Genomic DNA, 14,459 nt, shown 5'->3' on the forward strand with positions numbered 1-14,459 from the left:
TCAGCGCATGGCAATCCATGCCAGCCCGATCGGGGCGGATGCCAACAATCAGAATTCGACGCCGAAGGAAGATTGGGGCTCGCCAAGTTGCACGCGATATCGCCAAGACCCGCCAATACGACATCCCAATAAAGCTAAGGAAGAAGATCGAGATGCTCTTTGCCCACCTCAAACGCATCCTCGGTCTGGGACGGCTGCGACTACCGGACCCATATAGCGCAAGTGACGAACTCCTCCTCGCCGCCACCGCTCAAAACCTCCGCAAATTGGCCAAGATCTTTCCTGCACCGCAACACCCGCGAAAAGCCTGATCAGAAAGACGCTCAAACCCAGTTTAGAACCGCACTTCCTGCGCTCGCAACACGTTGTTCTCCACAGAACCGGCAGGCAAACCGGCGTTTACTGAAAGTGCTAAGGCAACTCTAGCAACTGGTAAATGCGGGCTTTCACTAACGGTTAAAGGACTCGCCCTCGCTCTCGGTTTTCAGATTCACCGGTTTTTACACACCATAAGGTCATCGAATAGCGGGCACCCGTTCATGCAAGTTGAACGATGGGAACAACCGCCACAGCGGTCCGAAGCAAAGTCGCTACGAAAAGACGACATGTTCTCTGATTTGGCCAAATTTCCGGCAAGAACGCAGGTGGCTCGGTAAGCCATGCAATCGCCAGGTCGATGCTTTCAGCACCCAAAATGAAGTGCTCGTTGACCTGAATTCCGAACGCGGTCAGCGTCTTTATGGTCTCCACTGTTTCATCAAAGGGTTCGTAAGCAGATACAGCCACAGCCCCACAGTGTTTGCGTGTGGTATCAAGAATTTCGCTACTCAGGGCGCCACGCTCCCGATATCTTGCATCGAGGCGAGAATACTGCCAACGAAATCAGTCATGTCACCCGCCCGATTTGAGAGTGATACAGGCAAATTTTCAAGTAAGCGTCAGAAGCGCCAGATTCTGGCTCAGAGCTCAGTTGCGGCGGAGAAAAAGCCCGAACATCAATACCATACCACCGCCCAAAAGAGGCAAGCCAGCCGGTAGCGGTACGGAGGGAACCACAGTCGGCGCAGAAATCGACGTGAGCCGGTAGTTTACCCGTTCTCGCGCAAACACTTCGCCGACGACGTTTCCGAGAAAGGCGATTTGCTTGAGTTCTAGATCGTCGAGATCAATGGCCGTCGGAAAGCCCGTATCGCCGGCGAATTCACCGTCAAAATCACGAAGAAAAATCTGAACTCTGCTGATTAACGCACCGACCGGATAGCTATCAAGCTCAGTGAATATGTCCACCAGATCCGTTCCGCCATTTAGGACCCGCGTTCTGGTGAAGGGCTCATAGGCTGACCCATCTATTTGATCGAAGGATATTGAAGCGGGCGCATATTCTCTTACCGAGGCATCCCCGGACAAAAACGTGTCATCGATGCTCAATGTTCCGGTGAGTGTTGTCCCGATCAGCAACGCTCCGGCAAGGTCAGCGACGGTGTTCACATTGTCATCATCAGCAGAACCATTTAGGTATTCTGCCTCAAAATCATAGACGAAACTCGCGGCTGCTGCCGGTATGGCCACCAGTGACACAAGGGCGGCGGTGATTAATAACTTCATATCAATTCTCCGTATAAAGCGGGTGTCGCTATATGGGATAACACCCTTCAAGTTGGTGGAAATTACTGGGTGATGATCGAAACGGTGTTGTTTGCCAGGTTTCGATCTCCGTCACCATCGACCTGCGCAGTATTGAGAACTGCAGGAGTCGGATCATTCGACGTTTCAGGGAAGAAGATGGCCGTAACCTGGATATCAAAGGTGACGTCCTGTCCGCTTGGCAATTGATCGATCGTTCTTTCGAGGTGGGCTGACGCGCGACCCTGATCTGTGATCTGCCAACCCGCCTGCGGATTGATGCCAGCGAAGGCCCCACCTGTAACTGACAACCGATCCCGCAGGAGAACATCCGTTGCGTCGCCATTACCTATGTTTCGCACGGTGATCGAGTAGCGCAGCAAACACTGTGACGAAATGCACGTATTCCCATCGACACCCAGCACCTCGACAGTCTTTGCCACCTCTAAGTCAGGTGAAGGTGGATGACGGCGACCAATGGCGCGCTCCAGATCCATGCTGATCCCGGCTGCAATCTGACCGTCCGCATCTAGCGGTGCAGCGGTGTAAACCCCGACAACGTCAAGCCTGCTGTCGCTTTCCAGTGTCACGAAACCCTCGATATAGGCACCTGGATCATCGGTCTCGGGAAAACCCTCTTTGAAGAGAGCGGCTCTGACGTCATCGCAATCGACCTTTAAGGCGTGGCGGGCAGGCAACGTATCAAGCGCAATGCGCTGAACACTCCCGGCTCTCTGCTCAATGGGCGGATAAGCAAGCACAAGTGTTTTCTCGAACTCTGCCATTTTGTTGTTGGGGTTGAGGATGTTGATCGTCGTTGCATAGGTGCCGCGGACAAGCCTCAGGACGTCGCCATCCGTTTGAGACCCGCAAATGAGTTTTGCCGAATAGTCGAATTCAGGGTTCTTGCGGAGCCAGAAAGTGGCTGCGTCCAATGCTTCTGCCTCGTCGGCTGTCAGCTCGATATCCTGACCTTCGGCCGCACCCAGGCCCGCACCCGATAGTTCAGATGACCGAAGATCATAGATGAGGGCGTCCCAGTCATTTTGACTTTGAAGGACTTCGCCGGGCGTCGGCGCACACTGGGAAATAATGGCCGAAAGATCGTTGATATCCGCTGATGCGCCGGGCGGGAAAGAGGTAAATGTTGGCATGCCACTGCCGTCGACGCTTTGGTCCCAATTGATTGGACCATTACCATTCCCAAGGAGAAGGTCGAAGGTTCCATCGCCGTCTATGTCTGCCAGTGGACCATAGTAAGTTTGTCTGATGCCACCATTAATGCCAGCATTTTCATCCAGTTGTGTTTCATCCAACGCGCTGAGGTTGATCCGGGAATAGTCGACAACGGGGTTGCCCGAGCTTGTCGGAATGCCACGGGTCTGGAACGAATAGTTCATGACCGAAAGATAATTGGGTTTGCAATTTACCTCCTGAAAGCCGCCGTGACAGAGGCCAAAGTTGTGACCCAGTTCATGCATGAAGGTCCCGGCCTGTTGTATTTCAGTTCCGTTGGGCGTGCCCCAGTTACCAAGCGCCACGATGAAGTCGTCGCCCCAGCGTGGCTCTGGGAAATTGTTGCAATCACCACCATCTGATCGGCCGGATGTCCGACCGCCAGGACTATCCAGCGCATGCGCGAACAGGTTGTAGTGAAAGATCAGTTCGCGCGCGCGGCCTTGTGCTGATGACAGACCCTCGGCGGCCCCAATACTATTTTGCTTAATGGCAGCGATGCAGCCGTCATCTATCGCGCAAACCTGTTGATGGGGCAGCGGATCACTTATGACGATCCATAGGTTGATACCCGTGGTTCCGTCGGGATTGGTCACCGGGGCTTGGGCAAAGGCGTCCACCACCCTTTGCAAGGCACTGTCCATCGGGCGGTGCGTGTGCGTGTCCCCAGTCATGCAATCACCACCGGTGGCGCAATCGAAATAGTCGATTTCAACAAGAACATCTTTGCGCATCGGGTCAAGCTCGATGGGGACCCCGCGGAAATCTGTCCCCAGATCTGTGGTGTCCAGATCAATGTCGTTGCTATCAGCGCCGTTCGCATCGATCCCGGCTGTTTCCCAGCTGTCGAATATCGCGTCTCCGTCGCTGTCAATAAGGTCGGGTTCGATCACCAGGCAGTCAACCGTCAGCCCACGGTCACTGGTTTGAAAATTGGCCTCGGAACTCACGCCATGGGAACTTGCACGAAGCTCGATGATAAGCTCGTATTCGACTTCGCCTTTGAGCGAGGCATCAAAGGTAACAGAGGCATCACCGCCTGTGAAACTTGCCGTCGGATCATTTGCGGGGCCGTCTTTTTCCTGAGAAGCCGGTTGGAAGGAGGCGATGGGATCATCGGTGCCCTCTTCGAAAAGGTTCGCGCTGATGCGCAGCAGCGCAGGCGCACCACCGCTGTCGTGCAGAAAGCCGCTAAAGGTCATCGCAAGATCGAAATCAGCCGAAAAACTTGCGTTCGGCGTGAAGCGAAAGCCCACTCTTGTCCTTGAGGTGCGTCGCCCGCCCGAGACGCCCTGCGCGCGCGCCCGCAATATGGCGGCGACACCGTTTTCAGCAAGCATATTTTCGGCGTCGGGGAGGACGATGTCGCCGCTTCGCTCGTCGGTATCAGGGTTCTGATCAAAGCTGAGATCAGTGGCCAGATCGCACATGGTTATGGGCTCCACTGACGCCAGAAGTGGCTCGGCAACGACCGTATTGGCGCCAAAGGACAAAATAACGAAAAACAAGGAAGCACTGAGCTGTTTCAGCGCGGTGGATGGGTGTTTGTGTGAGAGTTTCATCAGACCTCCGGATGGTTGATCCGAACCGCACTGCCGCGCAATGAGCGGCGTGCTGCCGGAACGCGAGATGATTGCGATCAAAGTCCTTAGTTTCGTTTGTACCAGATGATCACATCACTGATTGAACCGAAGCTGTCGGTTGTGAATTTGAAAGTCTGATTTCCCGTGGTCAGATTTGAGAAGTTCAAGACTTCATAGATCGTTGTGTAACCGGCCTGAAATTTTGTCGCGTCAAATAACTTTGTAGTTCCGATTTTGACCGTTACGCGTGATGTCAGCGACGGATTTTCGGCCACGGGAACATAAACTCTGAATGAAAGAACCGGTCTATGGACGGGGTTGCCAGACAGCACGATGTCATTGGGGGGATTGAAATCAAGTTGAAGTTCGTCTTGCGGGCTTAGCCTGTAACCTGGGTCTGATAGGACATGATAGTCTGCCATTGTCGCAGCCACGATAAAATCCTTTCTGAAATATCACCCTGTTCCAGTTGGCTTGGCAGCCAATGCAGAGGGGGTGTCAACTGAGGCAAGAATATCAGGAAGCGCAATTTGGCCGCATAGCCAATTCGAAAGTAATTGCTAGTACCAATTCAAAAGTTGTCGCCAAGCGCATCGGCAAGGCGGTCTACCTTTGGCCCAATCTGATCCTCTGGGACCGCAGCAAAGCCGATGTGCAGCGCATTGAGATTTGGCTGCTCTCTGATGTAGCAACCGCTTATGTCTCTAAGAAATATTCCGACATCAGCGGCGCGGAGAACTGCTTGTTGTGCAGAGATGGTGACGGGGAGGTGCGCGATCAATTGTAACCCTCCTGCGGGCACAACCACGTCCAACCTGCTGCCAAACCTTGAACGCAATGCATCGGCCAACGTTTGGCGTCTTCGGGCATAAAGCTTTCTCATACGTCCGATGTGCCGGGTAAATCGACCGTCCGCCATAAACTCCGATAAGGCTGCCTGGACATGCAGGGCGGGCTCGACCGCCCGAAAGAACACATCTCGCTCAAAACAAGGTATCAACTCGTGCGGGACAACAAGATAGGCGGTCCGGATAGATGGCGCGAGTGTTTTGGAAAAGGTCCCGACGTAGATCGAACGTCCAGAACCCAACGCGTAGAGCGTGCCCAGCGGCGGGCTGTCGAAGCGAAATTCGCTGTCATAGTCATCTTCGATTATCCACGCTTCTTTCTGTATCGCCCAATCAAGGAGCTTTACTCTGCGGTCGGCGGCTAACGTCACCCCTGTCGGCCAATGATGTGCCGCCGTAAGATATACGCCCGCACAATCCTGCCGGTTCTCCAGAAGCTTTCCAACCTGCAATCCTTTGGCATCCGTGGGGATTGGCAGGACCTTACACCCGGATTGCGTCAGACATTCGCGGGCGACAGTGTATCCCGGATCCTCGACGGCGACGACCGCACCCCGCTTCCACAATACAGCGGAAGCCGTTGCGATTGCGGACCGAACCGAGGTGACGACGATGACCTGCTCGGGGTCGCACTCTACCCCGCGAGAGCTTCGAAGATAGAATGCCAGTTGTTCGCGAAGTCGCGCATAGCCTCCGGTATGAGCGTAATCCAACATGTCTGCGTCAGTTTGGAGAGCCTGACGTGAAAGCACTCGCGACCATACACCATGCGGGAAAGCATCAAATGCCGGAATTCCGGGTTGAAACGCAAGGCTAGTCGACGCTGTATCGAAGAGTTTCAGGAGGTGTTTAGCCTTATTGTCATATGTTTTCATCTGCGTTTGATGCGCGCCTGCCAGCCTTGCGATGGATGTCCCACTCAGGTCTTCGGTCACGCGGGTGCCGACACCTCGACGCGCTTCCAGAAATCCTTCGGCGGTCAATTGCTCGTAGGCTTTCAACGTTGTGATACGCGAGACACCAAGTTCTCGAGACAAAACCCGAGAGGCTGGCAATACAGTTCCCGGAGATAAACGGCCAAGAGAAATCGCAACCCGAATTTGTCCGCTGATCTGATCATACAGCGGTGCGGATTTTTCGCGGTCAATTTCTAACCAGTTCAGCAATGCGGCGGGGTGACCTATGAGGGAAATCTCCTGTAGCGTCTCACTCAAACCACATGGTACCGTACCGCTTCGATTTTGCATGAACTATTTCAGAACTAGCCGGGGTTGGTAGGGCCCTTGACCAGCGAGAGGCCCTTACATCGCTGAAGGGTGCTCTCCAAAATAAGCTATTCAGTTCCAAGCGCAGTGTTCTTTCCGAGGTCGATTATAATTGGGTTTTCTGGGTTCAGAGGGAAGGCTCAATGTTCGCAATGCTGCGGAAGCTCCATTTTGATGCCACCATTCGAGCGGCATTTTCGCAGCAATATGTGAGCTCGAAAATCGTCAAATTCGCGATTGCAGCGAACGACGGGAATGGATGGCCGCGCCGCAGCGTAGCGTCGACTGATCGAGCGGCGGCTTTGGGCTGCTCTGACTTAGGGCGTACTGGTTGGAAGACGGTACTTTCGGAACAGCGCCCCATCGAGTGTTACCTCACCCTCGAACTCTGCGCCCATGCGCGTCAGAGCACCCAACTTTGTGCGGGTGGGAGGAAGCAGGAACGTCACGGATGGTATGCGCATATCGCACCGCGCGAACTCCAGTGCCTGCGCGGTGATCCTCATCCCCAACCCAAAGGCCGACGGCTTCAGAACGAGTCCGAAGTCCCAGTCGTGACCCTCGCGCTGGAAGCCACCCCAGCCCACATAGGCGCAATCCGCCAGGATTGCCCAGTGACCCAGCCCGTCTTGTGCCCACCTGGCTTCCTTCATCGCCACGAAATCCGCCGAGCGCTGCTTGTCCCAAGTGCCGTTGAGCAGAGGCATATGGGGGACAAGTGCCGGGTCGGCCATATGTACCGCAATATCCTCGACCGCGATCGTGGAGAGGCGCGCAAAGGTGATTTTTGTCATGTGTTTGCTTGCGCCACGCCGTATACCGCTCCTTGGGTCCCGGGATCTTCAATCGCATCGATCAGGAATTGTGCAAGGGCTAATCTGGAAACTGCTGTTCCGTGGGCGGGTAGAGTCTCTCTTTGAGCACGGTACGCAGACACCCGGACGTCATTGAGGAATCCTGCACGGGCCGAAGTCCATTCGAGGTCAGACCTGTTCAAGATATTCTCCATACGCCCGGCGCTGTGCACGACCTTCGGAACAACGATCCGAAGGATTCTTCCGAGCAGTGTTTGGTCTGGGAACAGCAACGCTGTCGAGATCACCAAAACCCGTTTGAGACCTGTCGCGGAAGCCGCATCGACGATGGCGTCAGCGGAACGGTAATACACCGATGTTGCAGCTTTCGTAGGCAACCGACCGCCCAAGGCCGAAATCACAGCGGCATGGTCGCGAAACACCGACGCGAGGAACGCGGGATCACAGGGATCACCGACCACGACTTGCAGTCTTGCATGTTGGAGGTCGGGTGTTCTTTCTGCAGAACGCACGACCGCTGTGACGTCCATATCCTTTGCAAGCGCAGCTTGCAGCACAAGCTTACCAGTCCGGCCGTTTGCGCCCAAAACAACGAGTTTCAAATTCTACTCCTTTCAATCGAAATATGCGTATGGGCCGCTCGAAGCTCCGTTAAGCGGAGAGGTAAATCTTGTTCCTGTCCAGATCCCTGACATAGGCCGAGAGGCGTGGCCCACGTTGATTCGGTGCGCCTTCGCTGGTTCCGCCAAGCTCGATAGCCAAGGAGTGAAGTCTTTTGACCTCTTCGGCTAATCCGACGTTAAAGCCAACCATGTTTTCGTTGCACTTCGTAGCGGGATTTTCACCGAATGGGATCGCGGTGACAAAGGCAAAGTCCGATTCAAGCCAATATGTCATTTTGTCAGCGGGCGAGACGCGCTCCACGCCTGAGTGCCCAAAGAGCTGGTCATAGAACTGCGTCGTAACGGCCATGTCGTTGGTCCCGACGACGGAATAGTTCACCTGCATGGTGCGATGTCCTTTGAGATTGCGTTGCCTATCGTGCGCATCACTGACTGGTCAGTTTGAAAAACTCGATCAGCTGACCATTTGGGTCCGTGATCTTGAGCAGATGGATACCCGGTTCTTCGATGATCTCCGGCGCAGTCACACCGGCGGCGGTGGCGCGGACTTGTAGGGTTTCCAGATCGGCAGATTGCAGGTATGGAACCGCGCCCGAGCCTGCCTCGGATCCCGGTGCGTATTTGTCCCGCGACGCGATTGCGAACCAGCCACCAGCCACGTCGAAGGCCACGAAATCCGACAGCCCGATTGCCGGGTCAATTTCGAACAGGGCGCGGTAGAAGACCTCTGACCCCTCTATGTCGTCGGTCAGGACATAGGTGCCCATAGCCATGATCGGTGCGGGATCTGCAGACTTCGCTTGTTCGGCGCCGAGTGCAGCAGGTAGGGCTGCGGCGAGTGTAAGAGTAACGAAACGTCTCATATCTTGATCTCCACTTTTTGGTGTCTTTCCTGTTTCTACCGCATCTATACTGACAGCGTGTTGTCAGCATAATGTCAGTATGATCAGTTTCATTGAAAGGAGATCACATGCGGCGCGGCGACAGGCTATTTGAAGTCATTGAGATTCTGAGACGCGCGAACGGGCCGATCTCTGCCCAGGCGATTGGAACTGAACTGGGTGTGACCAAACGCACGGTATATCGTGATGTTGCTGCGCTGATCGGCCAAGGTGTGCCGATCAATGGAGAGGCCGGGGTCGGTTATGTGTTGGAACCTGGCTTTCACATGCCGCCGCTGATGTTGACCCCGGACGAGATCGAGGCAGTCACGCTCGGCGTACTTTGGGTACAGACCCGGGGCGAGCCCGAGCTGGCGCTGGCCGCTGAAAAACTGATCACCAAGTTGGAAACTGTAGCTCCGGACAAGTATCGCACCTCGTTTCTTGAACCGGTCGTCCGTGTGGCACCTGTTGATCAGCCGGATGAAGTGTTGGGTGCGGCCGACATTCGGTTGGCTATTCGGCGCCGCAAAAAGATTGCTTTGACCTATTCAGATAACTCAGGCCAGAAGACCCGTCGGATGATCTGGCCAATATTTTTGGGATATCGGGACACAAGCCGCATTATCGCCGCTTGGTGCGAGTTGCGCGAGGGATTTCGTTACTTCCGTACCGAACGGATCATCGAGGCAGAAGTGCTGGAACACGGCATTCCAAGGCGCATGGACCTTCTACGAACCGAGTGGCGCCGCGCAACGGACGCGGAACGAAAGCGCTACGAAGAGGGGACATGACACGGAAATTTGGAAAGTTGCCCAAGGACTGCATTCGGGAAGTTGCAGCGCAGCGTCGCGCAAACTAAGCAACAGCGGGTTTGGACCGACTGCTAAGAACTGTGTTGCTGGGCTAGGACGACAACCTGCGAGTTTGGTGTCGGTCCAAGCGGGGCCTGCATTTGGCCAGCAGCGCCGGAAAAGCCGATCCCGACCGCAGACTTCTTGCCGTGGATTACCTCGACATGGCCTCGCGGTTCAACAAACAGTGTACAGGAGAATTGTATAAGGTTACCAGGCCGCCGGGCCTGGAAATTCATGGAAACCAAATAGGTCGCACTGGTCAAACTTCATCCGTCGGGAAATCGACATGGATGTGATTGCCGTCGCAATCCTCCAAATTGACCTGAACGATTGGCAAGCCCGGAACGCGCACCACTTCAGTGGCGATACCATGCGTTTTCAGCTTCTCGACAAATTCAGAATAACCCGTCGCGGTAAAGGCGAAATGCTCCACTTTCGGCTCGACCGATGCGCATTCCTTGTCAACCTCAACCAGATGCACCATCGCGTGGTCACCCTTGTAAAGCCATGCGCCTCCAACGCCAAATTCCGGTCGGTGTCCGTTCCTCAGGCCAAGATATTTCTCGTACCACGCGATCATCTCGTCGAGCTTGCTGGTGCGGATATTGACGTGATCGAGCCGCCTTATCTCCATATCGGCCCCTCCCTTCTTCGACGCAGGTTCTGCGCCTAGTAAAGCCCCAAACTGATTGGTCGACCTATGCTGAGCCTGTCGAGCGCCGACAGGATACCGTGCCGGTCGATTCCAAAGTGATGATACAGGTCAGCAACCGTGCCTGTCTGGCCGAAATGTTCCACGCCAAGGCTGATTGTCGGGTGCCCATGCACGCCACCAATCCAACTTAGCGTCGCTGGATGACCGTCGATCACGGTAACCAGCGTTGCCTCTCGCGGAACACGGGACAAAAGCGCCTCGATATGCGATTGCGCGGCACTGTTCCCGGCTGCGCGCTGGCGCTGTGCCGACTGCCACCCGGCATTCAGACGGTCAGCCGAGGTCACTGCAAGCACGCCCAAGTCGCGCCGGTCGACACCCACATGACCGGCGGCAGCGATTGCTTCCGTTGCGACAGTACCCTGATAAATCAACACGGCCTCGCAATTCGGCCCCGGCTCCCTTAACCAATACGCCCCATCTAGGATGCCCTGCGTCCGGTCGTCGCTCATCGGCAGCCGCATTTGCTCGACAGGTCGTGTAGAGAGCCGTAGATAGACCGATCCGCCTGTTTCGTCCCGAAGCCAGGTGCGCTCGTCCGGATCGCCTTCGCCGTCGCGCTGCAAATAGTCGAATGCCCACTCCATAATCACCGCCAACTCGTCCGCAAAGGCCGGCTCGAAGGCCGCTAATCCATCTTGGCTCATCCCGATCAGAGGTGACGCGATGGATTGATGCGCACCGCCTTCAGATGCCAAGGAGACGCCTGATGGTGTGCCTACAACGATGAAACGCGCATCCTGATAGCATGCATAGTTGAGCGCATCGAGACCGCGGCTGACGAAGGGATCGTAAAGCGTACCGATTGGGATTAGCCTCTCGCCGAACAGGGAATGCGACAGGCCCGCTGCACCGAGAAGCAGGAAGAGGTTCATCTCGGCGATCCCCAGTTCAAGGTGCTGTCCGGAGGGCGAGAACCGCCATTTCTGTGTGCTAGGCACTCGTTCATCGCGGAATGTGTCGGGGACATCCTTACGCGCGAACAGGCCGCGCCTGTTCACCCATGGCCCGAGATTTGTGGAAACGGTCACATCAGGCGAGGTTGTGACAATCCGGGCTGCAAGGTCGCTGTCACCTTTTGCGAGCACGTCGAGAAGTCGACCGAACGCCGCCTGGGTCGACGTCGAGGCCTCAGTCGGTGCAGGCAGGGCTGGCGCTGGGACGCGCGCGGCGTGGCGACGGCGCGTACCTTCGGCGAAGAACGGGACAGTGCTAAGGAAGTTCCTGAGATCGGTCTCGTCAACGGTGAGGCCTTCGAAGAGATCCCATTCATGACCGCACCGAACACCCATACGTGTTTTGAACCCGTCCATCTGTACTTCGGTCATCAATCCGGCGTGATTGTCCTTGTGGCCAGCCAGAGGTGTGCCCCAGCCCTTCACGGTATAGGCGATGATGGCCACCGGTCGGTCGTGGTCGATGCCCTGAAAAGTGGATATGAGCGTCTCCATGCAATGGCCGCCAAGGTTCTCCATCAGAGTGGCAAGCGCATCGTCATCGTAGCTTTCGATCAGTGCACGCGCGTCCGGGTCATCGCCCAGATCGGAAAGCAGGCGTTTTCGCCAGGCTGCGCCACCCTGGAAGATCAGCGCCGAGTAAACAGCGTTCGGGCAGGTATCAATCCAGTCGCGCAATTGGGCCCCGCCCGGGCGCGTGAACGCCGCACGCTGAAGCGCGCCGTACTTCAGAACCTCCACCTGCCAACCGAAGGCAAGGAAGATGTCGGTGATTCTGTTATACAACCCTTCACGGACCATCCCGTCGAGGCTTTGGCGATTGTAATCGATCACCCACCAGGTGTTTCGCAGACCGTGTTTCCACCCCTCCTGAAGGCATTCATAAATGTTGCCCTCGTCGAGTTCGGCGTCACCAACCAATGCAATCATCCGCCCTTCGTTACGCGGCGCACCCCACGGCTTGGCCTGGATATAATCCTGAATCATCGACGCGAATGCGGTGATGGCGACGCCAAGCCCAACCGAGCCGGTGGAGAAATCCACATCGTCCACGTCCTTTGTCCGGCTTGGATAGCTTTGGGCACCGCCGTAACCTCTGAAATTCTCGAGGTTCTCGCGGGTCTGGTTGCCCATCAAGTATTGAAGCGCGTGAAAGACTGGAGAAGCGTGCGGCTTGACCGCGACCCGGTCTTCGGGCCGCAAGGCGGCGAAGTAGAGCGCTGTCATGATCGTCACCATCGACGCTGATGACGCCTGGTGGCCGCCAACCTTGATCTCATTCTTTTCGCGGATGTGGTTGGCGTTGTGGATCATCCAGCAAGCGAACCATAGCAACCTTTTCTCGATGGCGCGCAGGATCTCTATTTCAGCCATCGACATTTCCCAGTGACTTGAACCCCGCCGTCTGGAACCTGACGAGCGTTTCCAGGCTATCAGAAGGTTTGCGATGCGCGATTTTTGGTTGCCCTAATCGAGCGGGTCGACCGGTATCGGCACAGAGCCCCAGCATTGCGGCGACCATAGCCGAGAACCCTTCGATCACATCCGCCTCGATTACATCCGGGAGGGCGCGGCTAAACTCTTTTAGGTACTCCCGCGCCGTTGCATCGTAATGTCGCGCGATAATCTCCGTGCCCAGTGGAGAATTTGCCAGGCGTCCCATGAGAGCAGCATAGGTGCGCCATCCCCGGTCTCCTTCTCCCGCAGAGAGAACAAACGGGCTGATGTAGTCGCGCACCAGCGTTTCGATCGGGACAACGCCGCCGACTGCGGCGCGCCTGGCAGCGCTCAGCGCGTTCATCCTGAGTTCAGTCATGATTACCGAACGTCGGGAAATCACCGTGTCGAAGAGGATATCCTTCGGGCCGAAGTGATATCCGACCGCATGGAGCTGCACATCCGCTGCGGCGGCGACGTCCCTCAGGGTTGCGCCGTCATAGCCTTCATTTGCGAACAAGCGTTCGGCGGCGTCCAGGATACGCTCGCGCGTTTGGTCCGAAGATTTTCCTTTCGGGCGACCAGGCTTCTTTCCGGTTTGTCGCTTCGGGGTCGGCGGCGTTGCCTCGAAAGCTGTCTCCAGGCTGATCTCGTTTTCCAATCCGTCGATGCTCTGCATCACATGGCACCTTTCTTGTCGAACATCGTGGGTGAGAGCGCCAGTATCTCGGCAGCCTCTTCGGGCGTCGCGGCGCGGAGGCCTAACCTTTGAAGTATCTTTTTCACCTGCCGCACCTGCTCGGCGTTCGACTTGGCCATGCGGCCCGGCCCCGACCAAAGCGAATCCTCCAGTCCGACGCGGACATGACCGCCAGACGCGGCGACCGTGGCGGCGATGCGCATCTGATGTGCCCCTGCGCCAAGTGCCGACCAAACGAGGTCGGCCCCGAAGAGGCGCTCCGCGGTGCGGCGCATATGGGTGATGTCATCGACATGAGTACCGATCCCGCCCATGAGGCCGAAGACGGTTTGCACGAAGAAGGGCGGTTCCACTGCACCGCTCTCGGCGAAATGCGCGAGATTGTAGAGGTGCGAGGTATCGTAGCACTCGAATTCGAACCGCGTGCCGTTCTCGCGGCATGTCTTCAGGATATGCGAGATGTCACTGTAAGTGTTTCGGAAGACAAGGTCGTGGCTGTTCTCCAGATGCGTCCGTTCCCAGTCATTACGGAATTCAGAGTAGCGCTTCAGCATCGGGAAGAGCCCGAGGTTCATCGAGCCCATGTTGAGAGAGGCAAGACGCGGTGCCAGATCACGCGCTGGTGCAACTCGCTCGGCTGCGGTCATATAGGGGCTGCCGCCGGTCGTCAGGTTCAGCACGGCGTTTGTCGCTGCCGAGAGCGGCTTGACGATCCGCCGGAAGGCTTCCACGCTTTGGTCCGGTTGACCCGTCTCCTCGTGCCTCCCGTGCAGGTGGAGGACTGCGGCTCCGGCCTCCGCCGCCTCTTTCGCAGAGGCCACGATGTCTGCAGCCGTCACCGGCAGATAAGGGGACATCGATGGCGTATGGATTGCCCCGGTGACGGCGCAAGTTATGATAACTGGTCTCGGCTCAGCCAT

General features: G+C 56.3%; 14 protein-coding genes. 2 read left to right on the forward strand and 12 right to left on the reverse strand.

Translation table 11 applies throughout. The features are described from left to right. Positions 1-311, forward strand: a 311-nt coding sequence (locus Q0802_RS23305) for a transposase (protein ID WP_298922332.1), incomplete at its 5' end; no start/stop codon positions are given. 655 nt (positions 312-966) lie between these two features. Here the strand turns inward: Q0802_RS23305 and Q0802_RS23310 are convergent. From Q0802_RS23310 to Q0802_RS23345, 8 genes are all read right to left on the reverse strand, one after another. Then, positions 967-1,605, reverse strand: coding sequence for a hypothetical protein (locus Q0802_RS23310; RefSeq protein ID WP_298922333.1), 639 nt, complete (start codon positions 1,603-1,605; stop codon positions 967-969). Positions 1,606-1,667: 62 nt separating this feature from the next. Continuing rightward, the gene (locus tag Q0802_RS23315) at positions 1,668-4,421 is read right to left on the reverse strand and encodes a hypothetical protein (protein WP_298922334.1); all 2,754 of its coding nucleotides are present in this window, start codon (positions 4,419-4,421) and stop codon (positions 1,668-1,670) included. An 86-nt stretch (positions 4,422-4,507) separates the two neighbouring features. Beyond that, a complete protein-coding gene (locus tag Q0802_RS23320) occupies positions 4,508-4,876 on the reverse strand; it encodes a hypothetical protein (protein ID WP_298922335.1) in 369 nt (122 codons plus the stop codon). 137 nt (positions 4,877-5,013) lie between these two features. Beyond that, complete coding sequence (locus Q0802_RS23325; protein WP_298922336.1) at positions 5,014-6,537, reverse strand: PLP-dependent aminotransferase family protein; 1,524 nt, start codon at positions 6,535-6,537, stop codon at positions 5,014-5,016. A 335-nt stretch (positions 6,538-6,872) separates the two neighbouring features. Next, entirely contained in the window at positions 6,873-7,349 is a 477-nt protein-coding gene (locus Q0802_RS23330) for a GNAT family N-acetyltransferase (RefSeq protein ID WP_298922337.1), read from the reverse strand. Then, on the reverse strand, positions 7,346-7,972 hold the full coding sequence (locus tag Q0802_RS23335; protein ID WP_298922338.1) for an NAD(P)-binding oxidoreductase: 627 nt from the start codon (positions 7,970-7,972) through the stop codon (positions 7,346-7,348). Before Q0802_RS23335 ends, Q0802_RS23330 begins: the two co-directional genes overlap by 4 nt. A gap of 49 nt (positions 7,973-8,021) precedes the next feature. Continuing rightward, positions 8,022-8,378, reverse strand: coding sequence for a VOC family protein (locus Q0802_RS23340; RefSeq protein ID WP_298922339.1), 357 nt, complete (start codon positions 8,376-8,378; stop codon positions 8,022-8,024). A gap of 40 nt (positions 8,379-8,418) precedes the next feature. Further along, positions 8,419-8,856, reverse strand: coding sequence for a hypothetical protein (locus tag Q0802_RS23345; protein ID WP_298922340.1), 438 nt, complete (start codon positions 8,854-8,856; stop codon positions 8,419-8,421). 107 nt (positions 8,857-8,963) lie between these two features. Here Q0802_RS23345 and Q0802_RS23350 point away from each other — a divergent pair, with 107 nt between their 5' ends. After that, complete coding sequence (locus Q0802_RS23350; RefSeq protein ID WP_298922341.1) at positions 8,964-9,668, forward strand: YafY family protein; 705 nt, start codon at positions 8,964-8,966, stop codon at positions 9,666-9,668. Between the two features lie 322 nt (positions 9,669-9,990). Here the strand turns inward: Q0802_RS23350 and Q0802_RS23355 are convergent, their stop codons facing one another. From Q0802_RS23355 to Q0802_RS23370, 4 genes are read right to left on the reverse strand one after another with little or no spacing between them, the layout of a single operon-like run. Then, positions 9,991-10,365, reverse strand: coding sequence for a VOC family protein (locus Q0802_RS23355; RefSeq protein ID WP_298922342.1), 375 nt, complete (start codon positions 10,363-10,365; stop codon positions 9,991-9,993). Positions 10,366-10,400: 35 nt separating this feature from the next. After that, the gene (locus Q0802_RS23360) at positions 10,401-12,776 is read right to left on the reverse strand and encodes a transketolase (protein ID WP_298922343.1); all 2,376 of its coding nucleotides are present in this window, start codon (positions 12,774-12,776) and stop codon (positions 10,401-10,403) included. Then, complete coding sequence (locus Q0802_RS23365) at positions 12,769-13,518, reverse strand: TetR/AcrR family transcriptional regulator (protein ID WP_298922344.1); 750 nt, start codon at positions 13,516-13,518, stop codon at positions 12,769-12,771. Before Q0802_RS23365 ends, Q0802_RS23360 begins: the two co-directional genes overlap by 8 nt. Beyond that, positions 13,518-14,459, reverse strand: a complete 942-nt coding sequence (locus tag Q0802_RS23370; RefSeq protein WP_298922345.1) for a 3-keto-5-aminohexanoate cleavage protein — start codon at positions 14,457-14,459, stop codon at positions 13,518-13,520. The genes Q0802_RS23365 and Q0802_RS23370 overlap by 1 nt, the downstream gene beginning before the upstream one ends.

Source organism: uncultured Roseobacter sp., assembly GCF_947495275.1.
Lineage (GTDB): Bacteria > Pseudomonadota > Alphaproteobacteria > Rhodobacterales > Rhodobacteraceae > Roseobacter.